The sequence below is a fragment of the Streptomyces tremellae genome (assembly GCF_039540215.1).
In the GTDB taxonomy this organism is placed as follows: domain Bacteria; phylum Actinomycetota; class Actinomycetes; order Streptomycetales; family Streptomycetaceae; genus Streptomyces; species Streptomyces tremellae.
This window is the reverse complement of record NZ_BAABEP010000001.1, coordinates 259,089-277,131: the sequence shown is the minus strand read 5'-3', so window position 1 is coordinate 277,131 and position 18,043 is coordinate 259,089. Positions and strand designations below refer to the sequence as shown.

Sequence of the window (18,043 nt, the reverse complement as noted above, 5' to 3'; positions counted from 1 at the left end):
TCACGATACCGCGGCGGGGGGTCGAGGGGATGTCTGCGCGCCAGCGGGAAGGCGGGTGCTGTGGTCATCGAAGTGGTCTCCACTTATTCGGACTACGGGATCTGGCGGTGTGCCGCGTCGGGCGCAGGCAGGAAGCCGGTGCTGACGAAATGGTCGAGGTAGAGGTCGAACAGCTCGCGGTCCACGGGCTTGCAGCTGATGCCGGAATCGGCCAGCGCGGAACGCAGGTGATCGGTGGCGAACACCGGCCTGCTGCCCTCGTAGCCGACCTCTTCGGCCGGCTCGTCCTTACCGAACAGCGGCAGATACACGGCGAGTTCGTTGTCCTCGCCGCGCTCCACCGCGGCAGCCAGCTCCCGGTACCAGTCGCTGTAGTCGAGCCGGCGCAGCCGGTAGCCGTAGCCGGTGATGAGCTCGAAGATGTCGGTCATGGCGGTGGAGCGGGCGCTCGGCACGTTGAAGACCGCCTGTTCGCTGCCTCCGCCCAGGGCGATGTGGGCGACCGCGGCGGCGCAGTAGTCGACGGGCACCAGGTCGAGGAAGAGGTCAAGGTCGAGGTACGCGCCGAGCTGGATGCAGCCCTTGATCAGGTGGTTGATGAAGGTGTCGGACGAACAGGCGCCGGTCGCCTGGGAGCCGGTGACGGCACCGAGGCGGTACACGTGCGCCGGCACGCCTCGTGCGCGTGCCTGGAGCATCAGGGTGTCGGCCACCCACTTGGACTGGCGGTAGCCGCCGACCACGTGTTCCGTCTCGGTCAGCGGGCCCTCCCCCCACGTCTGCTCGCCGGGATGACCGGGGTAGACACCGATGGTGGAGACGAAGTGCACGGCTTTGATCCGGGAGCGGCAGGCCAGTCGCAGCACCTCTCTGGCCCCGAACACGTTGACCGGCTTGATCTTCGGGTACGGCACGATCCAGCTGGAGATGGCGGCGTTGTGGATGATCAGCTCCACGTCGGCGGCGAGCCCGGCGTAAGCGGCCCTGGTCATCCCGAGGTAGGGGCGGCCGGTGTCGCCGGGAACGCCCGCGATGCGGTCCATGTCCCCGTCGCGCAGCAGCCCGTACTCGGCGAGATTCTGCCCCACCCGCTCGGCCGCCTGCGCGGCCCCGTCCGCGCGCACCACGACGTGCACGATCGCCGCGGACCGGTCCAGGAGCTCCCGCAGCAGGAACGCGCCGGTGTAGCCGGTGCCGCCGGTCAGCAGGACGTGGCGGTACGGGCCCCGGGTGGCGGGAAGCGCGCCCTCCTCGGGTGTGATGTCCGCAGGGAGTACGGCGTCGGCGAGCATCACCTCGGCTCCGACACCGCGCGGGTTGCCCGCGCCGGTGACAGCCGGGTCGGCCTGTGAGCTCACCATCCGGGCGAGTTGGGCGACGGTGGGGTCTTCGAACATGCGCCGCAGGTCGAGGCGGACGTCGTAGACCTCTCGTACCTGCGCGGCCATCTGCAGCACTGTCAGGGAGTCCCCGCCCAGGTCGAAGAAGTCGGTCTCCACCCCGACCTTCGCGATGCCGAGCAGATCCTGCCAGATCCGGGCGAGCTGTGTCTCCACCGCCGTACGCGGAGCCACGTAGGCGGTCTCGGGACTCTCTTCGGCGGTCAGCGGGGGCAGAGCCCCGCGGTCCACCTTGCCGTTGGGCAGCTTGGGCAGGTCGGGCAGCACCACGAAGTGGGCGGGGACCATCGCGTCGGGCAGATGGTGCCGGGCGTAGGCGCGCAGCGACGAGCGCAGCCCGGCCGCCCAGGCGGAGGTGAGAGGGTCGTTGGCCAGTTGCCGGCTGGTGCTCATACCGTGTCCTCGCGGTCGTCGTGGGTCTGGCTGTCCTGGCTGCCCGCGGGCCTGGTGAACACCGCGTCGAAGGTGTCGAGCCGCCCGGCCCGCCCCACTAGCGTCCGCACCTCAAGTCCCGCCTCGGCGGCGAGGCCGTGCAGTTCCTCGGGGTGAACGCCCGGGTCCTGGTCCAGCTCCCACAGCACCCGGTCCAGGTCCCAGGCCGTGGCCGCGCCGTCGAGTTCCGCCAGGGCCCGCACGGCCGACGAGACCTGTGTGAGGCGCCGGTTGGGGAGGCCGGTCACCTGCAGACCGTCGTCGCCGGACGCCAGCCGGGCCCGCACGGCGTCGAGGCCCCCGTCGAGTTCGTCCCACGCCAGGCACTCCCCGGGGCGCCGTCCCCCGCCCTCGTCCCCGCCAACGAAGAGGGTCACGTCGTAGCGGAATAGGGACAGTTCGTTGTCGTAGGACCCGCGCTTCAGCTCGGCACGGACCTCGATGATCCCGTCCAGGTCTTCCGCGAGCCGGTGGAAGAAGGCGGGGGACAGGCACAGCTCCCGCTCCTCCTGGAGCTGCCGTCCTATCGCGGCACGCAACTCCTCGGCGGTCTGCAGAGGCGAGGTGCGGTGCAGTTGTACGGCGGTGTGGAATTCCGGGAGCATCTCCACGGAGCGCACGTCGCCGACGAACACGGCACCGCCCGGCCGCACGGCGCGTACTGCGTCCGTGAGCACGTTCCGCAGGTAGTCGGTGCCGGGGAAGTACTGCGCCACCGAGTTGATGACGACGGTGTCGAGACTACCGGGTTCCAGCGTGGCAAGGTATTCGGGTCCGGACTGCCGCAGCCGTACGTGGCCGGGCAGCGGTCCGCCGAGGCTGGCAGCGGCGGCTGTGAGCGCCGCCGCGGACAGGTCCACTCCGTGGTAGGCGTCGACCTCGGGGGCGAGCGAACGCAGAACGAGGCCCACGCCCACACCGATGTCGGCGACGGCCCGGGGCCGCAGCGCGCGGATCCGGTCGACGGTGTGGCCAAGCCACTCGCGCATCTCGGGCAGGGGGATCGGCTCCCCGGTGTAGCTGGAGAGCCAGCCGGCGAACTCCGCACCGCCGTCGTCATCCGGCGGGGTGGTGTACGCGCTCTCCCAGACCTCTCCCCAGCGCTGGACGTGGGCGTCCTGGACCGCTGTGTCGGAGAGGGAGCCGGCGGGTGAGACGTAGGCGACCAGCTCGGTGCCGTGGTGGGTCTCGACGGCGGTGACGGCCACCGCGTCGAGCTGGGTGTGGCGGGAGAGCACACTCTCCACCTCGTCCGGTTCCACCCGGTGCCCGAGGATCTTGACCTGGCGGTCCACCCGGCCGAGGAATTCCAGGCTGCCGTCCGGGCGCCACCGGGCTCGGTCCCCGGTGCGGTAGAAGCGGCCGCTTCCGTCGGGCTCCGGCACGAACCGCTCGGCGGTCAGCTCGGGACGGCCGATGTACCCCGCCGCCACGCCGTCGCCGCCGATCCACAGCTCACCAGCGACGCCGGCCGGCAGTGGCCGGCCCCGCCCGTCGACGACGCGGACCTGCGTGTTGGCGATCGGACGGCCGATGGGGATGGTGTCGGGGTGTCCGTCGAGCGTGGCGTCCAGGGGGTGCGCCGTCGACCAGATGGTGGTCTCGGTGGGCCCGTACATGTTGAAGACACGCACCTCGGGCAGGGCGTCGAGCAGGCGCTGCGCGAGTCCCGACGGAAAGGCCTCACCGCCGACGAGGAGGGAGCGTAGCGAGCGCAGCGCGCCGAGGGCGTCGGGCTCCGCCGCGACCGCGGTGAGCAGCGACGGGGTGCCCTGGAGCAGGGTCACACCGTGCCGCTCGCACAGGTCGGACAGCGAGTGGGCGCTCTCGGCGACTTCTTCCTCGTGCGCGTCGCGGAGCCGGTCCACCCAGGTCAGGGACGTGAGTACGGCGTCAGGGGCGACGCCGAAGTCGACCAGGCAGGCCACCTCGTCCACTCCGGCGGCGGACAGTTCGCGCACCAGCCCGGCGCAGCTGTCCGGCGACCCGAACAGGCCCGATGTCTCGAAGTAGCGGTCGATCGCCATGTCGATGACGGCGTCGATCTGTTCCTCGGCACCCATCTCGGGCAGGTCCTGCCCCGTGGCGGCGAAGAGTGTGCGCCACAGTTCGGTGGAACTGCGCAGGTACGCGCGGAACGGTTCGCGGGCCTGAGCCCGTGCGTCCTCGGTGTCGTCCGACATGAAGGTGTGCACCATGACGGTGACCTGGCCCGGACCGTCGTGTCCGGCGTCCGCGCGGGCCGTCCGGTATGCGCCGATCTTCCCGGCGAGTTCCTCAGTGCTCTGACCGAACAGGTGTGTCAGCAGGTTGGCGCCTGAGGCGCCGGCCTTCTCGAACGTGGCCACGGTGCCGACCGAGGTGAGCCAGACGGGGGGCTCCTCCTGCACCGGCGCCGGGAAGATCCGCACGTCGACGCTCTGGCCGCTCCCGCCGGTGCGCCGTACGGATCCGCCGCGCCACAGCCTCCGGAATTCCTCCAGCTGCTCGGTCATGACCTCCTTGCGGTGGGGGAAGTTCTCCGGGCGCAGTACGAAGTCGTTGGAGTTCCAGCCGGCGGCGAAGGCCAGGCCGGTCCGCCCGCCGGAGAGGTTGTCGACGAGCGACCACTCCTCGGCGATGCGCACCGTGTCGTGCAGGGGAGCGACGACACTGCCGCAGCGGAGCGCGATGCGTTCGGTGGCGGTGGCGAGTGCCGCCGACATCACGGACGGGTTGGGGTAGAGGCCGCCGAAAGCGTGGAAGTGCCGTTCGGGGGTCCACACCGCCTCAAAGCCGTGCCGGTCTGCGAACCGGGCCGCGTCCAGGACTAGCTGGTAGCCGTCGCGGTTGGAGGAACCCGCGGAGGCGGCGAAGAAGAACAGGCTGAAACCGGTGGGGCGCTGCGGCTCTGCTTGGCGGCGCACCAGGTTGCCGATGACGCGTTCACCGGCCACGACCACCTTGGCCCCTCGGGCCAGCGGCCACAGGAGTTCCAAAACGGAGATGTCGAAGGACACACTGGTCACCGCGAGTACGACATCGCTGGGTCCGCAGCCGATCCGGCGGTCCATACCGGTGAAGAAGTTGACGGCGTTGCGGTGACGCAGAGCGGTTCCCTTGGGCTTGCCCGTGGAGCCCGAGGTGTAGATGACATACGCGGTGTCGTCGCCCCCGACCGGTGTGCCCGGCGGGGTGACGGGTTGTGCGGCGATCTCCTCAGAGTCCCCCGTGAGGTCGATGACCTGTGGCGCGGCGATGGAGTCAGGGGCGCCGGGACCCTTGACGAGGCAGCTGATGCCGGCGTCGGCGGCGATGTTCTCCAGTCGGCCGCGGGGGAACGACGGATCCATCGGCACGTAGGCGGCGCCGGCTTTCATGACGGCAAGGAGGGCGGCCACCAGGTCGGTTCCGCGCCGCAGGCTGACGCCCACCAGATCGCCGCGGCCGACGCCCCGGGCGCGCAGGTGGTGCGCGAGCTGATTGGCGCGGGCATCCAGGTCCCGGTAGGTGACCTGTTCGAACCGGTGGGCCACGGCCACCGCGTCAGGGCGGTCCACGACCTGCTGCTCGAACTGGGCGTGGATGGTGGCCTGCTGGTCGTAGGCGACCGTGGTCTCGTTCCACTGCTCCAGCCGGGCGTGCTCGTCCGGCCCCAGCAGATCCGCGTCGACGAGACGCCGGGCGGGCTGCTCGGCGACCGCGGCCAGGGCACGGCGGTAGTAGCCGGCGAGGTGGTCGCAGACGTCTTCCGGGAGGGCGGCCACGTCGCAGTCCAACCACAGCTGGAGGTCCCCCGCTGCTGGGTCGATCATGAAGTTGGCCGCGAGCGGGTAGTTCGTCTCCGCGATGCCCACGGTGACGGACATCGGCGTCCCCTCGCCGCGGTGGCGCCGAGCGTGGAAGTCCATGAAATTGACGTACGCGTCCAGGTGCGGGCCCCCGCCGGTGTCCTGCTCCATCTGCGCGAAGGGGTACCGGCGGTGCGGGGCCGAGGCGCGTTCGTGGTCGAAGACCCGGTGCGCGGTGCCGACGAGCGTTTCCGTGGCCAGGTCGAGCCGCAGCGGCAGCGTGTTGAGGAACACCCCGATGGTCTCGTCACCGCCAGCCTCTTCGAGGCGGGCGTTGGCCACCACGCCGGTGAGCACCTCGTCGTCGCCGCTGACCAGACGCATCACGGCCAGGTGCGCGGTCGTAAGGAGCGATTTGAGGGGCAGCCCCTCGTGGCGAGCGAGCGTCCGCAGTGCAAGGGAGGTCTCGCCGCTCACCGGCACGTCGTAGCGGCGGTGAGCGGTCGGCTCGCCGCCGGGGCGCCCGCCGCCCGCGGTGGCGCGGACAGGCAGCCGGGTGGGCGTGTCGCCGCCCAGCAGTTCGCTCCAGTAGGCGCGGGACTCCTCGTCGGCGAGTGCGGCACGTTCGGCGGCGACGAAGTCGCGATAGAGCGAGGCGACGTCCGGCAGGTCGAGAGAGGCACCGGTGAGCCGGGCGGCGTAGTGGTCGACGATCTCCTCCAGCATCCGCATGTCGCTCCACCCATCGAGGACGACGTGGTGCTCGATCACGGACAGTTCGAAGGAGTCGTCACCGCAGGGATGGGCCACGAATTTCAGTAGGGGCGCCGCCTCGACGTCGAAACGGGTGAACTTGGCACGCTCGACCCACTTGGTGAGGGCGTCGCGGCGCGCCTCCTCGCCGAGGGGGCCGAGGTCCTCGCCCTCCTCGACGGGAACGGTGACCTCGCGGTGGACGAGCTGGAGCGGCTCGGAGTAGCGGGCGAGGTCGAAGGAGCAGCGCAGGGAGGGGTGGCGGCGCGTGGTGTCGTCGATCGCGGTGCGCAGGGTGTCCAGGTCGAGCGGGCGCGTCACCCGGACGCTGGTGACCACGCGGTACACCGAGGAGTCATCGGCGTAGGCCGCGTGGTACAGCATGCCGGCCTGCATGGCACTGAGCGGATACGCGTCGTCGAGGCCGTTCGGGAGCAGCGCCCGGTCCGCTTCGGTCAACAGTCCGAAGGGCGCACCGTGCCTCTGTGGAGCCTCCACCGGGCCTATGTGACGGGCGAGTTCGCGTATCGAGGGGCCCTGGAAAAGGTCGGAGACCGTGAAGGTGTGCCCGTGCCGCTCGGTTTCGGTCCGCACCCGGATGGCGTGCATGGAGTCGCCGCCGATAGTGAAGAAGGACGCCTCGACGCTGATCTGGTCGAGTCCGAGGACCGTGCACCACGCAGTGTGCAGCAGCCGCTCCTGATCGGTGGCGGGCGCGACGAGCGCGGGTTCGGCGGGTGCCTGGAGCAGCGGGAGCGCCTTGCGGTCCAGCTTGCCGTTGGGCAGGAGCGGAAGGGCTGCCAGAGTGACGAAGTGGGCGGGTGCCATGGAGGCGGGCAGCTTCTCGTGCAGTAGGGCGAGAAGCTCCGCGTCCGCGACCTCGCCCACGGGAACCACGTGGGCCACCAGCTGTCTCTCCCCGTCAGGTCCCTGGGGCGCGGTCACCACCGCCCGCTCGATGTTCGGGTGGGTGAGAAGCACCGATTCGATCTCGCCGGGCTCGATACGGAGGCCGTGCACCTTGACCTGGTGGTCGAGACGGCCGCGGTACAGGAAAACGCCGTCCTGCCGCCGCACGGCTAGGTCGCCGGTCTTGTAGAGGGTGCCGGCCGCGAAGGGGTCGGGGACGAAGCTCGCAGCGGTGAGCTCCGGCCGGTTGAGGTACCCGGCCGCGACCTGGACGCCGCCGATGTGCAGCTCACCGGCCACACCGTCCGGGAGCGGCTGCCCTTGGCGGTCCAGAACGTACAGGCGGGTGTTTGCGACGGGACGGCCGATCGGCACGGGCCGCGACGCGTCCCCGGGGGTGCAGCGCCAGTGGGTGACATCGATGGATGCCTCGGTCGGGCCGTAGAGGTTGTACAGCTCCGGCGCGCTGTCGCGGCCGCCGTACAGTCCGAAGAAGCGCCCGACGGTCTCTGGGCGCAGCACTTCACCACTGCACATCACCTGCCGCAAGGTGGGCAGTTCACGGGCGGCGGGCTCGGAAAGGAAAAGGTCGAGCATGGACGGCACGAAGTGCACGGTGGTGACGCGGTGCCTGTCGATGGTCCGCGCCAGGGCCCGCGGGTCCCGGTGGGTGCCAGGAGCGGCCAGATGCAGTACAGCCCCGTTGAGCAGTGGCCAGAAGAACTCCCACACCGACACGTCGAAGGCGAAGGGCGTCTTCTGCAGGACACGGTCCTCCGCGGTGAGCCGGTATGCGTCCTGCATCCACAGGAGCCGGTTCACGACGCCGCGGTGGGGGACGGCGACACCTTTGGGACGGCCGGTGGAACCCGACGTGTAGATGACATAGGCGATGCTCTCGGGCCCGGACGTCTGTGGCACCGGGCTCGCCGGTGCCGCCAGGGTGGGCAGCACCGTGTCCACGGCGATGGTCTCGGCCCCGTGCGAGGCGGGCCCGGCCGCGAAAGCGGAGCGCGTCAGCACGTGCCGGGCACCGGAGTCCTCGATCTGGAAACGGAGCCGCGATGCGGGCAGTTCCGGGTCGAGGGGCAGATAGGCGGCCCCCGCCGCGAGCACGGCCAGCAGTCCGACGACCAGTTCGGGAGAACGCTCGTCGTGCACACCGACGACATCGCCGTCCACGACGCCGCGGGCCCGCAAATGCGCGGCGAGGGCGTGGGCCTGAACGACCAGCTCGCGGTAGGTCAGCGAGGTGTCCTCGGTCTCCACCGCGACGGCGTCGGGTGTCCGCCCGGCCTGCTCCTCGACGAGGCGGTGCAGCGGCTGACCCAGGTCGTAGGCCGGTGCCTGCACTCGGTCGCCGACTGCGGTTTCCTGCCGCTCCTCCGCCGTGAGGAGGGGGAGCCCGCCGACGGGGGTCTGCGGGTCCACGTCGGCGAGGGCGTCCAGGAAAGCCGTGAACCGCTCGCGGTGAGCGGCGAGGACTGCGGAGTCGTGCAGCCCGGGGCGGGGGTCGAGGGAGACCCGCACGTCCGAGCCGTCGGTGCCGCCGAAGAACTCGAAGGACAGGTCGCGCACGGGCCCGGAGGAGAGCTGGTGCACGCTCCCGGACACACCGTTGAACTCGATGTCGCCGTCGAAGGGGATGGCGTTGGCGACGATACCGGGCGCGCTCTGCACCCCCTGGGCGCGCCGCAGTTCACGGTAGAGCTCCTCGCCGCGGAATCTCTGGTGGCGCAACAGGTCGGCGACGCGCTCCGTCACGTGCCGCACGAGTTCCCGGACGGTCAGGTCGGCGGTGACCGTCAGCCGCAGCGGCAGGATGTTGGCCAGCATGCCGGGTGTGGTCAGGGCAGTGCGCGTGGTCCGGGCCCGCACCGGCATCCCCAGGGCGATGTCGGACTGCTGCGTGACCCGGAACAGGTAGGCCGCGGTGGCCGCAAGGGCCACCACCGGCCAGTGGGTGCGGTACGCGACTGCGGTCGCCCCCACCCCGTGCACGGACACCGGCGGCCGGAAGCGGGCAGCGGGACCTGCCGTTCCGGCGTGGACATCGCCGAGCGTCACCTGGTCGGGCCAGTCGGCGATGTGCTCCAGCCAGTGGGCCCGGTCGCCCTCGTGTGCGGCCGACCTCTGGTACTCGTGCTCATCGTCGAGCAGTTCGACCAGCCCGGCGGCGGTCCTCGGTCTGGCCTCCGTGCCTTGGCACAAGGCCGTGTAGAGGTGGGCCAGGCGGCGCCAATACAGCACCTGACCGTAGCCGTCGAGCACGATGTGGTGGTACCGCAGGTGGAACAGGTGGTGGTCCGGCGCGAGGCGCAGCAGAGTGTGCGTGACCAGAGGACCGGCCAGCACGTCGATGGGGGCAGCGAGATCCCTCCTCGCCCATGCTTCTGCGGCGGCGCGCGGGTCGCTCTCCCCGCTGAAGTCACGTACCCGCAGGTCCATGTGCGCGTCGGCGGCCTCCCTGAGCTCCTGCCAGGGGCGGTCGTCCGGGTCGACGACGAACCGCACCCGCAGCGCGTCGGTCTCCTCGACGGCCTGCCGGACCGCCTCGGCCAGGTTCTTCTCATCAATCTCACCGGGCAGTTCGACGTACCCACCGCAGTTGTGCAGATTCCCTCCGGAATCAAGCTGGTGCGCTATCCAGACATCATGCTGCGCCGCGGACAGGGGCAGGCGCCGGACAGGGTCAGTCACGAGAATTCTCTCCGTCTTACGTGTTCCGGAAGGTGGGTGCACCGGCGTGGCTCTGACAGAGCGCGCGGTGCGTCCGACCGCGCCACGGCATCACGCCAGGTCACGCGGAATCAGCGAACTGAACGGCAGCCGCGCCCCGCGCGTTCCTGCCGATGAAGACGTCTACTCCTGGCCCCCGTGCATACCTGATCCCCCTTTGAGCGCCTGTCGGCGAAACTGCCTGGCTACTGGCGCAAGGGGCAATGTGGCGGCCCCGACGCCCGAACCAATGCCACCGACGAAAGCCGAAGAAGTCAACGGGCGTCATCTCAAACAGGCCACAGCCCAGGACCCTAAATCTTTACGCGACACGTGCACTGAGCCGATTATTCCTTTACCAAAGGACCTGCAAAACGGCACATTCAATCCAAAAGTCTGTAACGCTTCGCATGGAACTGGGCACGCAAAGTCATCAACGGCCACCCCGAATCACCCGCCGCAGCCCCGTGCTGCTCGCTGGATTCCGGTTCCGGAAGCCTGCGGAACAGCAACACGGGCTTGGGTTCCGTCATGAGGCATCCGCCGTGGGCGGAGTCGCACCGTCGGCGTGACCATGGCCCACATGTTCACGGGTGGTCGTAGTCGTCGTGAGCCCCGGTGGCTCTCCGGCTTGTTCCGCCTTCCGGCAAGCGCCGCGGAATCGAGGGAGGGCCCCAGGGGTGCGCACGACCCCCTGCGTTCCGGTTTAGCGGTCGGCATACATGTGGGCAGCGCCAGCATTCCACCGCACCCGTCTGGCGTGCCTTCATCGCCCTTCTTGGCTCGAATCATGTACTTGATGTGATTGTCACTGATCTGATAGGACTCGATGGAGTTGGGGCTATCATGTGTGTGTTTGTGGGCAATTTGTTTATGCGCGGTGTCTGAGTTGATGGGACGGGATTGTCACGAAGTGGGGGGATGGGTCTGGTCGGCTGTGGTGGGGTCGTCTGGTCTGCCCCTGGCGAGTGCGGGCAGTCTCGCGGCTCACCCAACGCTGCCCTCACTCCTCAGACCGGGCCCTGCATGGTCAGTTGGCAGTTGTGCTGGGCATGGGGAGTGGGCGGTGGGGATGGATTGTTCCGGATGGCCTGTGGGAGATCGCGAGGCCGCTGCTGCCGCCGGCGTGGGTGCGTCCGCAGGGCGGTGGGGTCGCGAACACCGATGATGAGGCGGTTTTCGCTGCGATCATCTACGTGCTGGTCAGTGGCTGCGCCTGGCGGGCCCTGCCGCCGTGCTTCGGGGCGTCGAAGCCGACCGTGTGAGGTTCCCCCGAGATGTGGAGGGTGGTGACAGCGGGTCAGATGGGTCTCATGAGAGGAACTCTGACCATGGCTGCACCGAGGAAATATCCGCAGGAGTTGCGTGATCGCGCGGTACGGGAGTACCGCACGGCCGGTCCGAAGTCGCAGATCAAGCGGCTGGCCACCGATCTCGGGGTGCATCCCGAGGCCCTGCGCGGCTGGATCCGCCAGGCCGAGGCCGATGCCGGTGAGCGTGATGACCGGCCGACCAGTGTCGAGCGTGAGGAGCTCGCGGCCCTGCGCAAGGAGAACGACCAGCTCAAGCGGGCTAACGAGATCCTGCGGACGGCCTCCGCTCTTTTCGCCGCGCAGCTCGACCCGACCCGGCCCAGGTGAGGGCGCTCTGCACCGGGCATCCGCACCTGGATGTCGAGCCCACCCTCCGGGAACTGCACATCGCCTCCTCCACCTTCTACCGCTGGCGCCACGCGGCGAAGGAACCGTGCGAACGGCTCTGCCGGACGCCGAACTCACCGAACAGATCCGGGAGATCCACACCGAGTCCGGCGGTATCTACGGCTCGCCGCGCGTGCACGCCGCCCTCAAACGCGAGGGCCTCCACGTGGGCCGCAAACGGGTCGAGCGGTTGATGCGCGAGGCCGACCTCGCCGGGATCAGCCCGCGCCGCAGCGGCTTCACGCGCCGGGATCCGAAGGCCACTGCGGCCCGGACCTGGTGAATCGAGACTTCACCGCGCCCGCACCCAACCGCCTATGGATCACCGGCCTCACGATGATTGCCACCAGTGAGGGGCCGCTGTGGCTCTCCGCGATCCGCGATGTGTTCTCCCGGCGCGTGGCGGTCTGGGAAACCTCCGCCCGCGCAGACGCGGACCTGGTCCCGTCCTCGCTGGAATACGCGCTGGCCAGCCGGGAGGTCGAGCCCGGCCGGCTGATTCATCACGCGGACCATGGCTGTCAATACACGTCCGTGAAGCTCACAACGCGGCTGATGCGTGCTGGAGTTGAGGCTTCCACGGGGTCGGTCGGGGACTCGTACGATAACGCTCTCGCCGAGAACTTGTGGATGCTGATCAAGGCCGAATGCGTCCGCGGACGTGTCTTCGCCACGAGAGCCGAGGCGAATCTGGCGCTCTTCGAGTACATCGACGGCTTCTACAACAGCCGGCGCATCCAGAAACGGCTCGGCTACCTCAGCCCCATCGGGTTCGAGGAAAAGCGCTACGCCGACCAGGCGACGGCACGAACCAGCGAACCTGAACACCCGTCGACCCACCCTGACCAGCTAGTCAGCACCTCCCGCACACCGGGGGAACCTCAAGGAGGATGACCTTCGCCGATTTGTTCGTCGTGAGGCTGCCACCTGGCTTGAGGTCGCCGGCCGGGGTCCAGGTGTGCGTCGTGGCGTTCCAGAAGGGGTGGTTCGACGTGGTGTGCAGGGTCGCCGGGCGGCCGGAGGGCTGCTTGACGGTGACGTCCAGCAGGTCGTGGTCGTGGTTGACCCAGCGGGCCTCGACCGTGCGCGGACCTTTGTGCTTGCCCGTGTCCGGGTCGGCCGCCTCGACCTTGTCACCCGGCTTGATCTTGGAGATCGCCTTGGTCTTGCCCGCGGCCATGAGGACGGCCGTGGTGGGTGCGAAGCTGCATACCCCGGACTCGGACTCGGCCGCCCGTTGCGAGCCGTCGGCCGATCCCTCGGATGTCGTGGCCTCGGCGTCGGCGGCCGAGCCGGCGGCGCTCGAAGCGGTCGCCGTGGCCTCCGCGTCGGCCGCCTCCCCTGCGAGGCAGCGGCGGCCGTGTCGGCTGCCCCCTCCGCTGCCGCCGCGGAAGTGTCGGCGGCCCCGACCGCGAGCACTTCCGCGCCTCCCGCGGCGGCAACCTCCCCGCCGACGACCGCACCGCCGGCTTCAACGGCCCCCGCAGCGGCGCCGACCCCGAATCCGCAGAATCCTGCCGTCCCCACGACACACGCGGTCCCCACGACCACGCCGCCCGCGACTGCGCCCGCCATGACCGGGTGTTGTGTCACGTAGTGGTACGTCTTCTTGGTGGCGTGCCACGCCGACGCGCCCCAGTGCTTCACCGTGTTCCCGAGGGAACAGGACCAGTTGCAGCTGTTGTGCGTGGTGGAGCCGCCGCCCTCGCAACCCGCGTAGCCGGACGCCGTACCACCGCCGGTGGGGTTGCCTCCCTTGGGCAGGCTGCCGTCGCCGCGGGTGCGGTTACGGACGGGTGCTCCGTGGCGTGACCTGCCGGAACGGTACGGGCCGTGGCAAACCATTGACGAGCGGTTCGCCCGCTGGGAAGCGGACGGGACCTGGGCCCGGCTGCTGGAAGAAGCCCAGCGTGCCGACCAAAAGGCCAACCGCCTGCGGAGCGGCCGGGCGGGCGGCCGACCTCCCGCCTTCGACCGCGGGCTCTACAAAGCCCGCAATGTCGTCGAACGCTGCTTCGGCCGTCTCAAGCAGTCCAGGGCGATCGCCACCCGCTTCGCCAAACTCGCCGGCCGCTACCGTGCCGGAGTCCATCTGGCCGCCCTCATCCTCTGGCTCCGCGAACCCGCCCAAGACCCTTTGTCAGACAGGCCCCAGGGAGCCTTGGACGCCTGGGGAAGAGAGTCCGGCTCCGAGGGTGCTTCCATCGTGAACGCCTATGCGGCCATGCGGCTTCGTGATGTGTCCTTCTGGCCCGGCCCTGTCCGGCTTAGCGTCTGACCTCGACGCGTTCCCCGTCAGGGGTGTCGACGCGAGAGCCGGAGGCGGTCCTGCCGTTTCGCCCGGCAGGAAAGGAGCCTCACTGTGCCTGTCGTCGATCTGGTCGCCGATCTCGGCGAGAGTTTCGGGTCCTACACCATGGGCAACGATGACGAACTGCTGAAACTGCTGACTTCGGCCAACGTGGCCTGCGGATTCCATGCGGGCGACCCGCGGGTCATGGACGCGACCGTACGCGCCTGTGTGGAGCGCGGGGTGGGCGTCGGCGCGCACCCCAGCTTCCCCGACCTGGTCGGCTTCGGGCGCCGCGCGATGGACCTGACCCCCGACGAGGTGCGCACCGACGTGCTCTACCAGATCGGCGCGCTCTCCGCTTTCACCCGCGCGCACGGCACCCGTGTCGGGCACCTGGCACCGCACGGACGCCTCGGCAACCTCGTGGTCACCCGGCGGGACTACGCCGAGGCCGTCGCCGACGCGGTCGAGGCGTTCGACCCCTCGCTCGTCATCCTCATGCAGGAGGGCGAGATGGCGGCCGTGGCCCGTGAACGCGGCCTGCGCATGGCCATGGTGGGTATCGCCGACCGAGCCTACGAGGACGACGGCACCCTGGTGTCGCGCTCCGAGCCGGGAGCCGTGCTGCACGATCCTGAGGAGGTCACCCGCCGCACCGTGCGGATGGTCACCGAAGGCGTCGTCACCAGCCGCAGCGGTGCCGACATCCCGGTGCGCACCGACTGCGTGCAACTGCACGGTGACGGCCCCGCCGCGCTCGAACTCGCCGCGCGCATCCGCGACGAGCTGCGGGCCGCCGGAGTCGGCCTCGCGCCGCTCGACGAGGTACTGGGCGCGCGGGCCGCATGAGGGACACCATGCCGGCGACCACGGTCGCCATCGCGCCGTGCGGCGACGCCGCGCTGCGCGTCACGCTTGAAGGCACCGACACCGACCGGGTGTGGACGGCCGTGCACCGGCTCGCGAGATGGCTCAACCGCGGCGCGATCCACCCCTCGGTGACGGCCGTCCCCACCTACGACGCCGTGCTCGTCGAGTTCGATCCGTACCACGCGGCGGGCGAGGCGATCGCCTCGCGCATCAGGTCCTGGGACTCCGCGGACGGCGACCTGGGCGCCACCACCGGTGCCGTCCTGGACGTGCCGGTGCTGTTCGGCGGTGAGGCCGGGCCCGATCTCGACTGGGTCGCCGAGGTGGTCGGCAGGACGGCCGACGAGGTGGTCGGCCTCCTCTGCTCCGAGGAACGCCTCATCCGGTGCCTCGGCGGCCCGGCCGCGTCCGCCATGATGGACGGACCCCCCTTCGGTACGCCTGTCCCGCGGCTTGCGACTCCGCGGCTCCAGGTCCCGCCGGGCGCGGTGTCGGTGGCGGGTCTCCAGGCCGTCATCGGCCCCGTCGCCGCGCCGAGCGGCTGGCGGCAGATCGGACGTACGCCTCTCGACATCCTGCGTGCCGACCCCGACGCGGACACCGTCGTTCCGTACCGCCCCGGCGACCGGGTGCGGTTCCTGCCGATCGACGAGGTCGCCTACGCGCGCCTGCGCGGCACCCCGATGCGGTACAGGGCCGATGGCTGACCGCCCCGAACTGCGCGTCGAGTCGGCGGCGGCCTGCGTGGTCACCGACCTCGGCAGGGTCGAGGGTCCGGCGCGCGGACTCGCCGCCAACGGCGCGCTCGACCAGTTCGCGGCCCGCGCCGCGAACGCGCTGGTCGGCAACGCCCCGACGGCACCTCTCATCGAGGCCACCGGCTTCGGCCTCACGCTCCGCCCGAGCCACGATGTCCTGATGTCCGTCACCGGCGCGCCGGCCGACCCCACGGTCGACGGGTGGCCGTACCCGGCCTGGGCGCCGCTCTCGATCCGCGCGGGTGAGACGGTGCGGGTCGGCATCTCCGACGCGGGGCTGCGTGCCTACGTGGCCGTGCACGGGTCGTTCGACGTGCCCCGGCTGATGGGCAGCGTCGCACCCGACTCGATGATCGGGTTCGGCACCCACGTCGTCCCCGGGACCGTCCTGCCCCTGTTCCGCTCCCACGCGCCGCTCGTCAACAGGCTTTTCGGCGCCACCGTTTTCGACTTCGGCGTGCCGCGCGACGTCGGCCGCGTCCCCGCGGTCCTCGACGTGATCGACGGACCGGACGCCGCACTGTTCGGCCCCGGCCTCCAGCGGCTCTACGACGCGCCGTACACGGTCACGCCGCGCATCAACCATGTCGGACTGCGCGTGGCGGGGCACGTGCCCCGGCGCTTGGCCACCGGAGAGGTGCTCTCCCGCGGAGTGCCGGTCGGGGCCATCGAGGCGCCCGAGGGCGACGAACTGCTGGTGCTGATGCGCGGCCGTGGCGTGACCGCGGGCTATCCGGTGCTCGCGGTGCTCACCTCGTGCGCCCTCGACAGCGCGGCGCAGCTCAGACCGGGGCAGCCGATCCGCTTTCGAAGGACGACCGCCGCTGCGGCGACCGCGGCCTATCTGGAGCGGCGCCGGCTGGTGGACCGGATCGCGCTGCGCGCCCGCACCGCCTTCGCAGCGCTCCGCTGACCTCGCACGCCGTGTCACTTCCCGCTTCCCACACCCTCCCTGAAGGAGAAGCAGCCATGCCCCTCACCGAAGCGTCCGCTCTCGCAGAGCGGATGTCGTGGGTCAAGGAGTCGCCGAGTTCCCGGGTCGCGGACCGGGTGCGCGCCTTCCAGGCGGCGGGCCGCACGGTCCTCCCGTTGACCATCGGCGAGCCCGACTTCGACACCCCCGACCACGTGAAGGACGCGGCGATCGCCGCGATCCGCGCGGGTGAGACCAAGTACACCTCGGCGAACGGCACCCCCGCGCTGCGGCGGGCGATCGTCTCGCGACTGCTGCGCAAGACCGGGCAGTCCTACGCCGACGGCGAGATCTGCCTCGGCGGAGGTGCCAAGCAGCTCATCTTCCTGGCGTTCTTGGCCACGCTGGACGAGGGCGACGAGGTCGTCGTCCCGGCTCCTTACTGGGTCTCCTATCCGGACATGGTCGCGCTGAACGGCGGGCGGCCCGTCGTCGTCGAGGCCGGGGCCGCGGAGGGGTACAAGATCACCCCCGACCGGCTGCGCCGCGCGATCGGCCCCCGCACGAAGTGGCTCGTACTGAACTCGCCCAACAACCCCACGGGCGCGGTCTACAGCGCGGAGGAACTCGCCGCGCTGGCCGACGTCCTCCGTGCCCATCCGCACGTCTCCGTCCTCTGCGACGAGATCTACGACGAGATCAACTACGGCGCGCACGCCGTCCCCAGCATGGTGACGGTCGCCCCCGACCTGCGGGAGCAGGTCTTCCTCGTCAACGGCGTGTCCAAGGCGTACGCGATGACGGGCTGGCGGATCGGTTACGCGGCCGGCTCGGCGCGGCTGTGCTCCGCGCTCGGCACACTCCAGTCGCAGAGTTCCTCGTGCCCGTCCTCGGTGAGCCAGGCAGCGGCCGTGGCCGCGCTGGACGGCGGGCGCGACTTCATCGACCGAACCGTCGGCATCTACAGAAAGCGCCGGGACCTGTTGGTCTCCGGCCTCGCCGCGGTCGAAGGGCTGCGGCCGGCCGTCCCCGAGGGCGGCATCTACGTCTGGACGGACACCTCCGCGCTGATGGGCGCCACGACGCCCTCCGGCGCCGTGCTGGCCTCGGACACCGACCTTGCGGAACACCTCCTCGACACCTCGGGAGTCGTGGTCATCACGGGCGATTCTTACGGCTGCCCCGGGCATTTCAGGGCCAGCTTCGCCCTGTCCGAGGACGTCATACGGGAAGCCGTCGCGGGTATCGCGCATTCGATTTCGCTGCTACGCCGCTGAAAGACCGCCGTGGCCACGTCTTCGGCGGGCGGGGAGAAATTAGTTTCCGTTATGGCGGCATAGCAAGCCGAGTTGGGCATGCGCCGGGGTGTACCCGCCGGAAATGCCGAGGAAATAATGGCGAGCCACAGTTCCTGGTGCCGGTGAACCGCTCTGTAGCGGCAGACCCGCTGTGCCGCGAACACGCGGCCGGCCTCCGGGGACCTCTCGGGGAGCCACGGGCCCGACCCGTCTCGACGACCGGTCGGCC

10 protein-coding genes and 2 pseudogenes are annotated in these 18,043 nt (G+C 70.3%); 9 read left to right on the top strand and 3 right to left on the bottom strand.

The features are described from left to right. Nucleotides 1-92: 92 nt before the first annotated feature. Complete coding sequence (locus ABEA77_RS01250) at nucleotides 93-1,793, bottom strand: thioester reductase domain-containing protein (protein WP_345639979.1); 1,701 nt, start codon at nucleotides 1,791-1,793, stop codon at nucleotides 93-95. Continuing rightward, complete coding sequence (locus tag ABEA77_RS01245) at nucleotides 1,790-9,964, bottom strand: amino acid adenylation domain-containing protein (RefSeq protein WP_345639978.1); 8,175 nt, start codon at nucleotides 9,962-9,964, stop codon at nucleotides 1,790-1,792. The genes ABEA77_RS01250 and ABEA77_RS01245 overlap by 4 nt, the downstream gene beginning before the upstream one ends. A gap of 1,070 nt (nucleotides 9,965-11,034) precedes the next feature. On the opposite strand from ABEA77_RS01245, the pseudogene ABEA77_RS01240 reads away from it, so the two are divergent. The 4 genes and pseudogenes from ABEA77_RS01240 to ABEA77_RS01225 form a co-directional block, all read left to right on the top strand. Then, nucleotides 11,035-11,241 (top strand): annotated as a pseudogene (locus ABEA77_RS01240) (transposase); the annotation flags it as partial. A gap of 72 nt (nucleotides 11,242-11,313) precedes the next feature. Further along, nucleotides 11,314-11,622: a transposase gene (locus ABEA77_RS01235; protein ID WP_345639976.1), complete on the top strand. Its 309-nt coding sequence runs from the start codon at nucleotides 11,314-11,316 to the stop codon at nucleotides 11,620-11,622. A 106-nt stretch (nucleotides 11,623-11,728) separates the two neighbouring features. Beyond that, entirely contained in the window at nucleotides 11,729-11,965 is a 237-nt protein-coding gene (locus ABEA77_RS01230; protein ID WP_345639975.1) for an IS3 family transposase, read from the top strand. Further along, a complete protein-coding gene (locus ABEA77_RS01225) occupies nucleotides 11,962-12,576 on the top strand; it encodes an IS3 family transposase (protein WP_345639973.1) in 615 nt (204 codons plus the stop codon). The genes ABEA77_RS01230 and ABEA77_RS01225 overlap by 4 nt, the downstream gene beginning before the upstream one ends. On the opposite strand, the gene ABEA77_RS01220 is transcribed toward ABEA77_RS01225, so the two are convergent. After that, entirely contained in the window at nucleotides 12,536-12,862 is a 327-nt protein-coding gene (locus tag ABEA77_RS01220) for a polymorphic toxin-type HINT domain-containing protein (RefSeq protein WP_345639971.1), read from the bottom strand. The two genes, ABEA77_RS01225 and ABEA77_RS01220, sit on opposite strands and share 41 nt — an antisense overlap. A gap of 603 nt (nucleotides 12,863-13,465) precedes the next feature. Here ABEA77_RS01220 and ABEA77_RS01215 point away from each other — a divergent pair. The 5 genes and pseudogenes from ABEA77_RS01215 to ABEA77_RS01195 form a co-directional block, all read left to right on the top strand. Beyond that, a pseudogene (locus ABEA77_RS01215) lies at nucleotides 13,466-13,831 on the top strand (transposase); the annotation flags it as partial. Between the two features lie 213 nt (nucleotides 13,832-14,044). Then, nucleotides 14,045-14,824, top strand: coding sequence for a LamB/YcsF family protein (locus ABEA77_RS01210; protein WP_345639969.1), 780 nt, complete (start codon nucleotides 14,045-14,047; stop codon nucleotides 14,822-14,824). An 8-nt stretch (nucleotides 14,825-14,832) separates the two neighbouring features. Continuing rightward, on the top strand, nucleotides 14,833-15,552 hold the full coding sequence (locus ABEA77_RS01205) for a 5-oxoprolinase subunit B family protein (protein WP_345639967.1): 720 nt from the start codon (nucleotides 14,833-14,835) through the stop codon (nucleotides 15,550-15,552). Further along, entirely contained in the window at nucleotides 15,545-16,516 is a 972-nt protein-coding gene (locus ABEA77_RS01200) for a 5-oxoprolinase subunit C family protein (protein ID WP_345639965.1), read from the top strand. Before ABEA77_RS01205 ends, ABEA77_RS01200 begins: the two co-directional genes overlap by 8 nt. Before the next feature lie 56 nt (nucleotides 16,517-16,572). After that, the gene (locus ABEA77_RS01195; protein ID WP_345639963.1) at nucleotides 16,573-17,793 is read left to right on the top strand and encodes an aminotransferase class I/II-fold pyridoxal phosphate-dependent enzyme; all 1,221 of its coding nucleotides are present in this window, start codon (nucleotides 16,573-16,575) and stop codon (nucleotides 17,791-17,793) included. Nucleotides 17,794-18,043 lie beyond the last annotated feature (250 nt).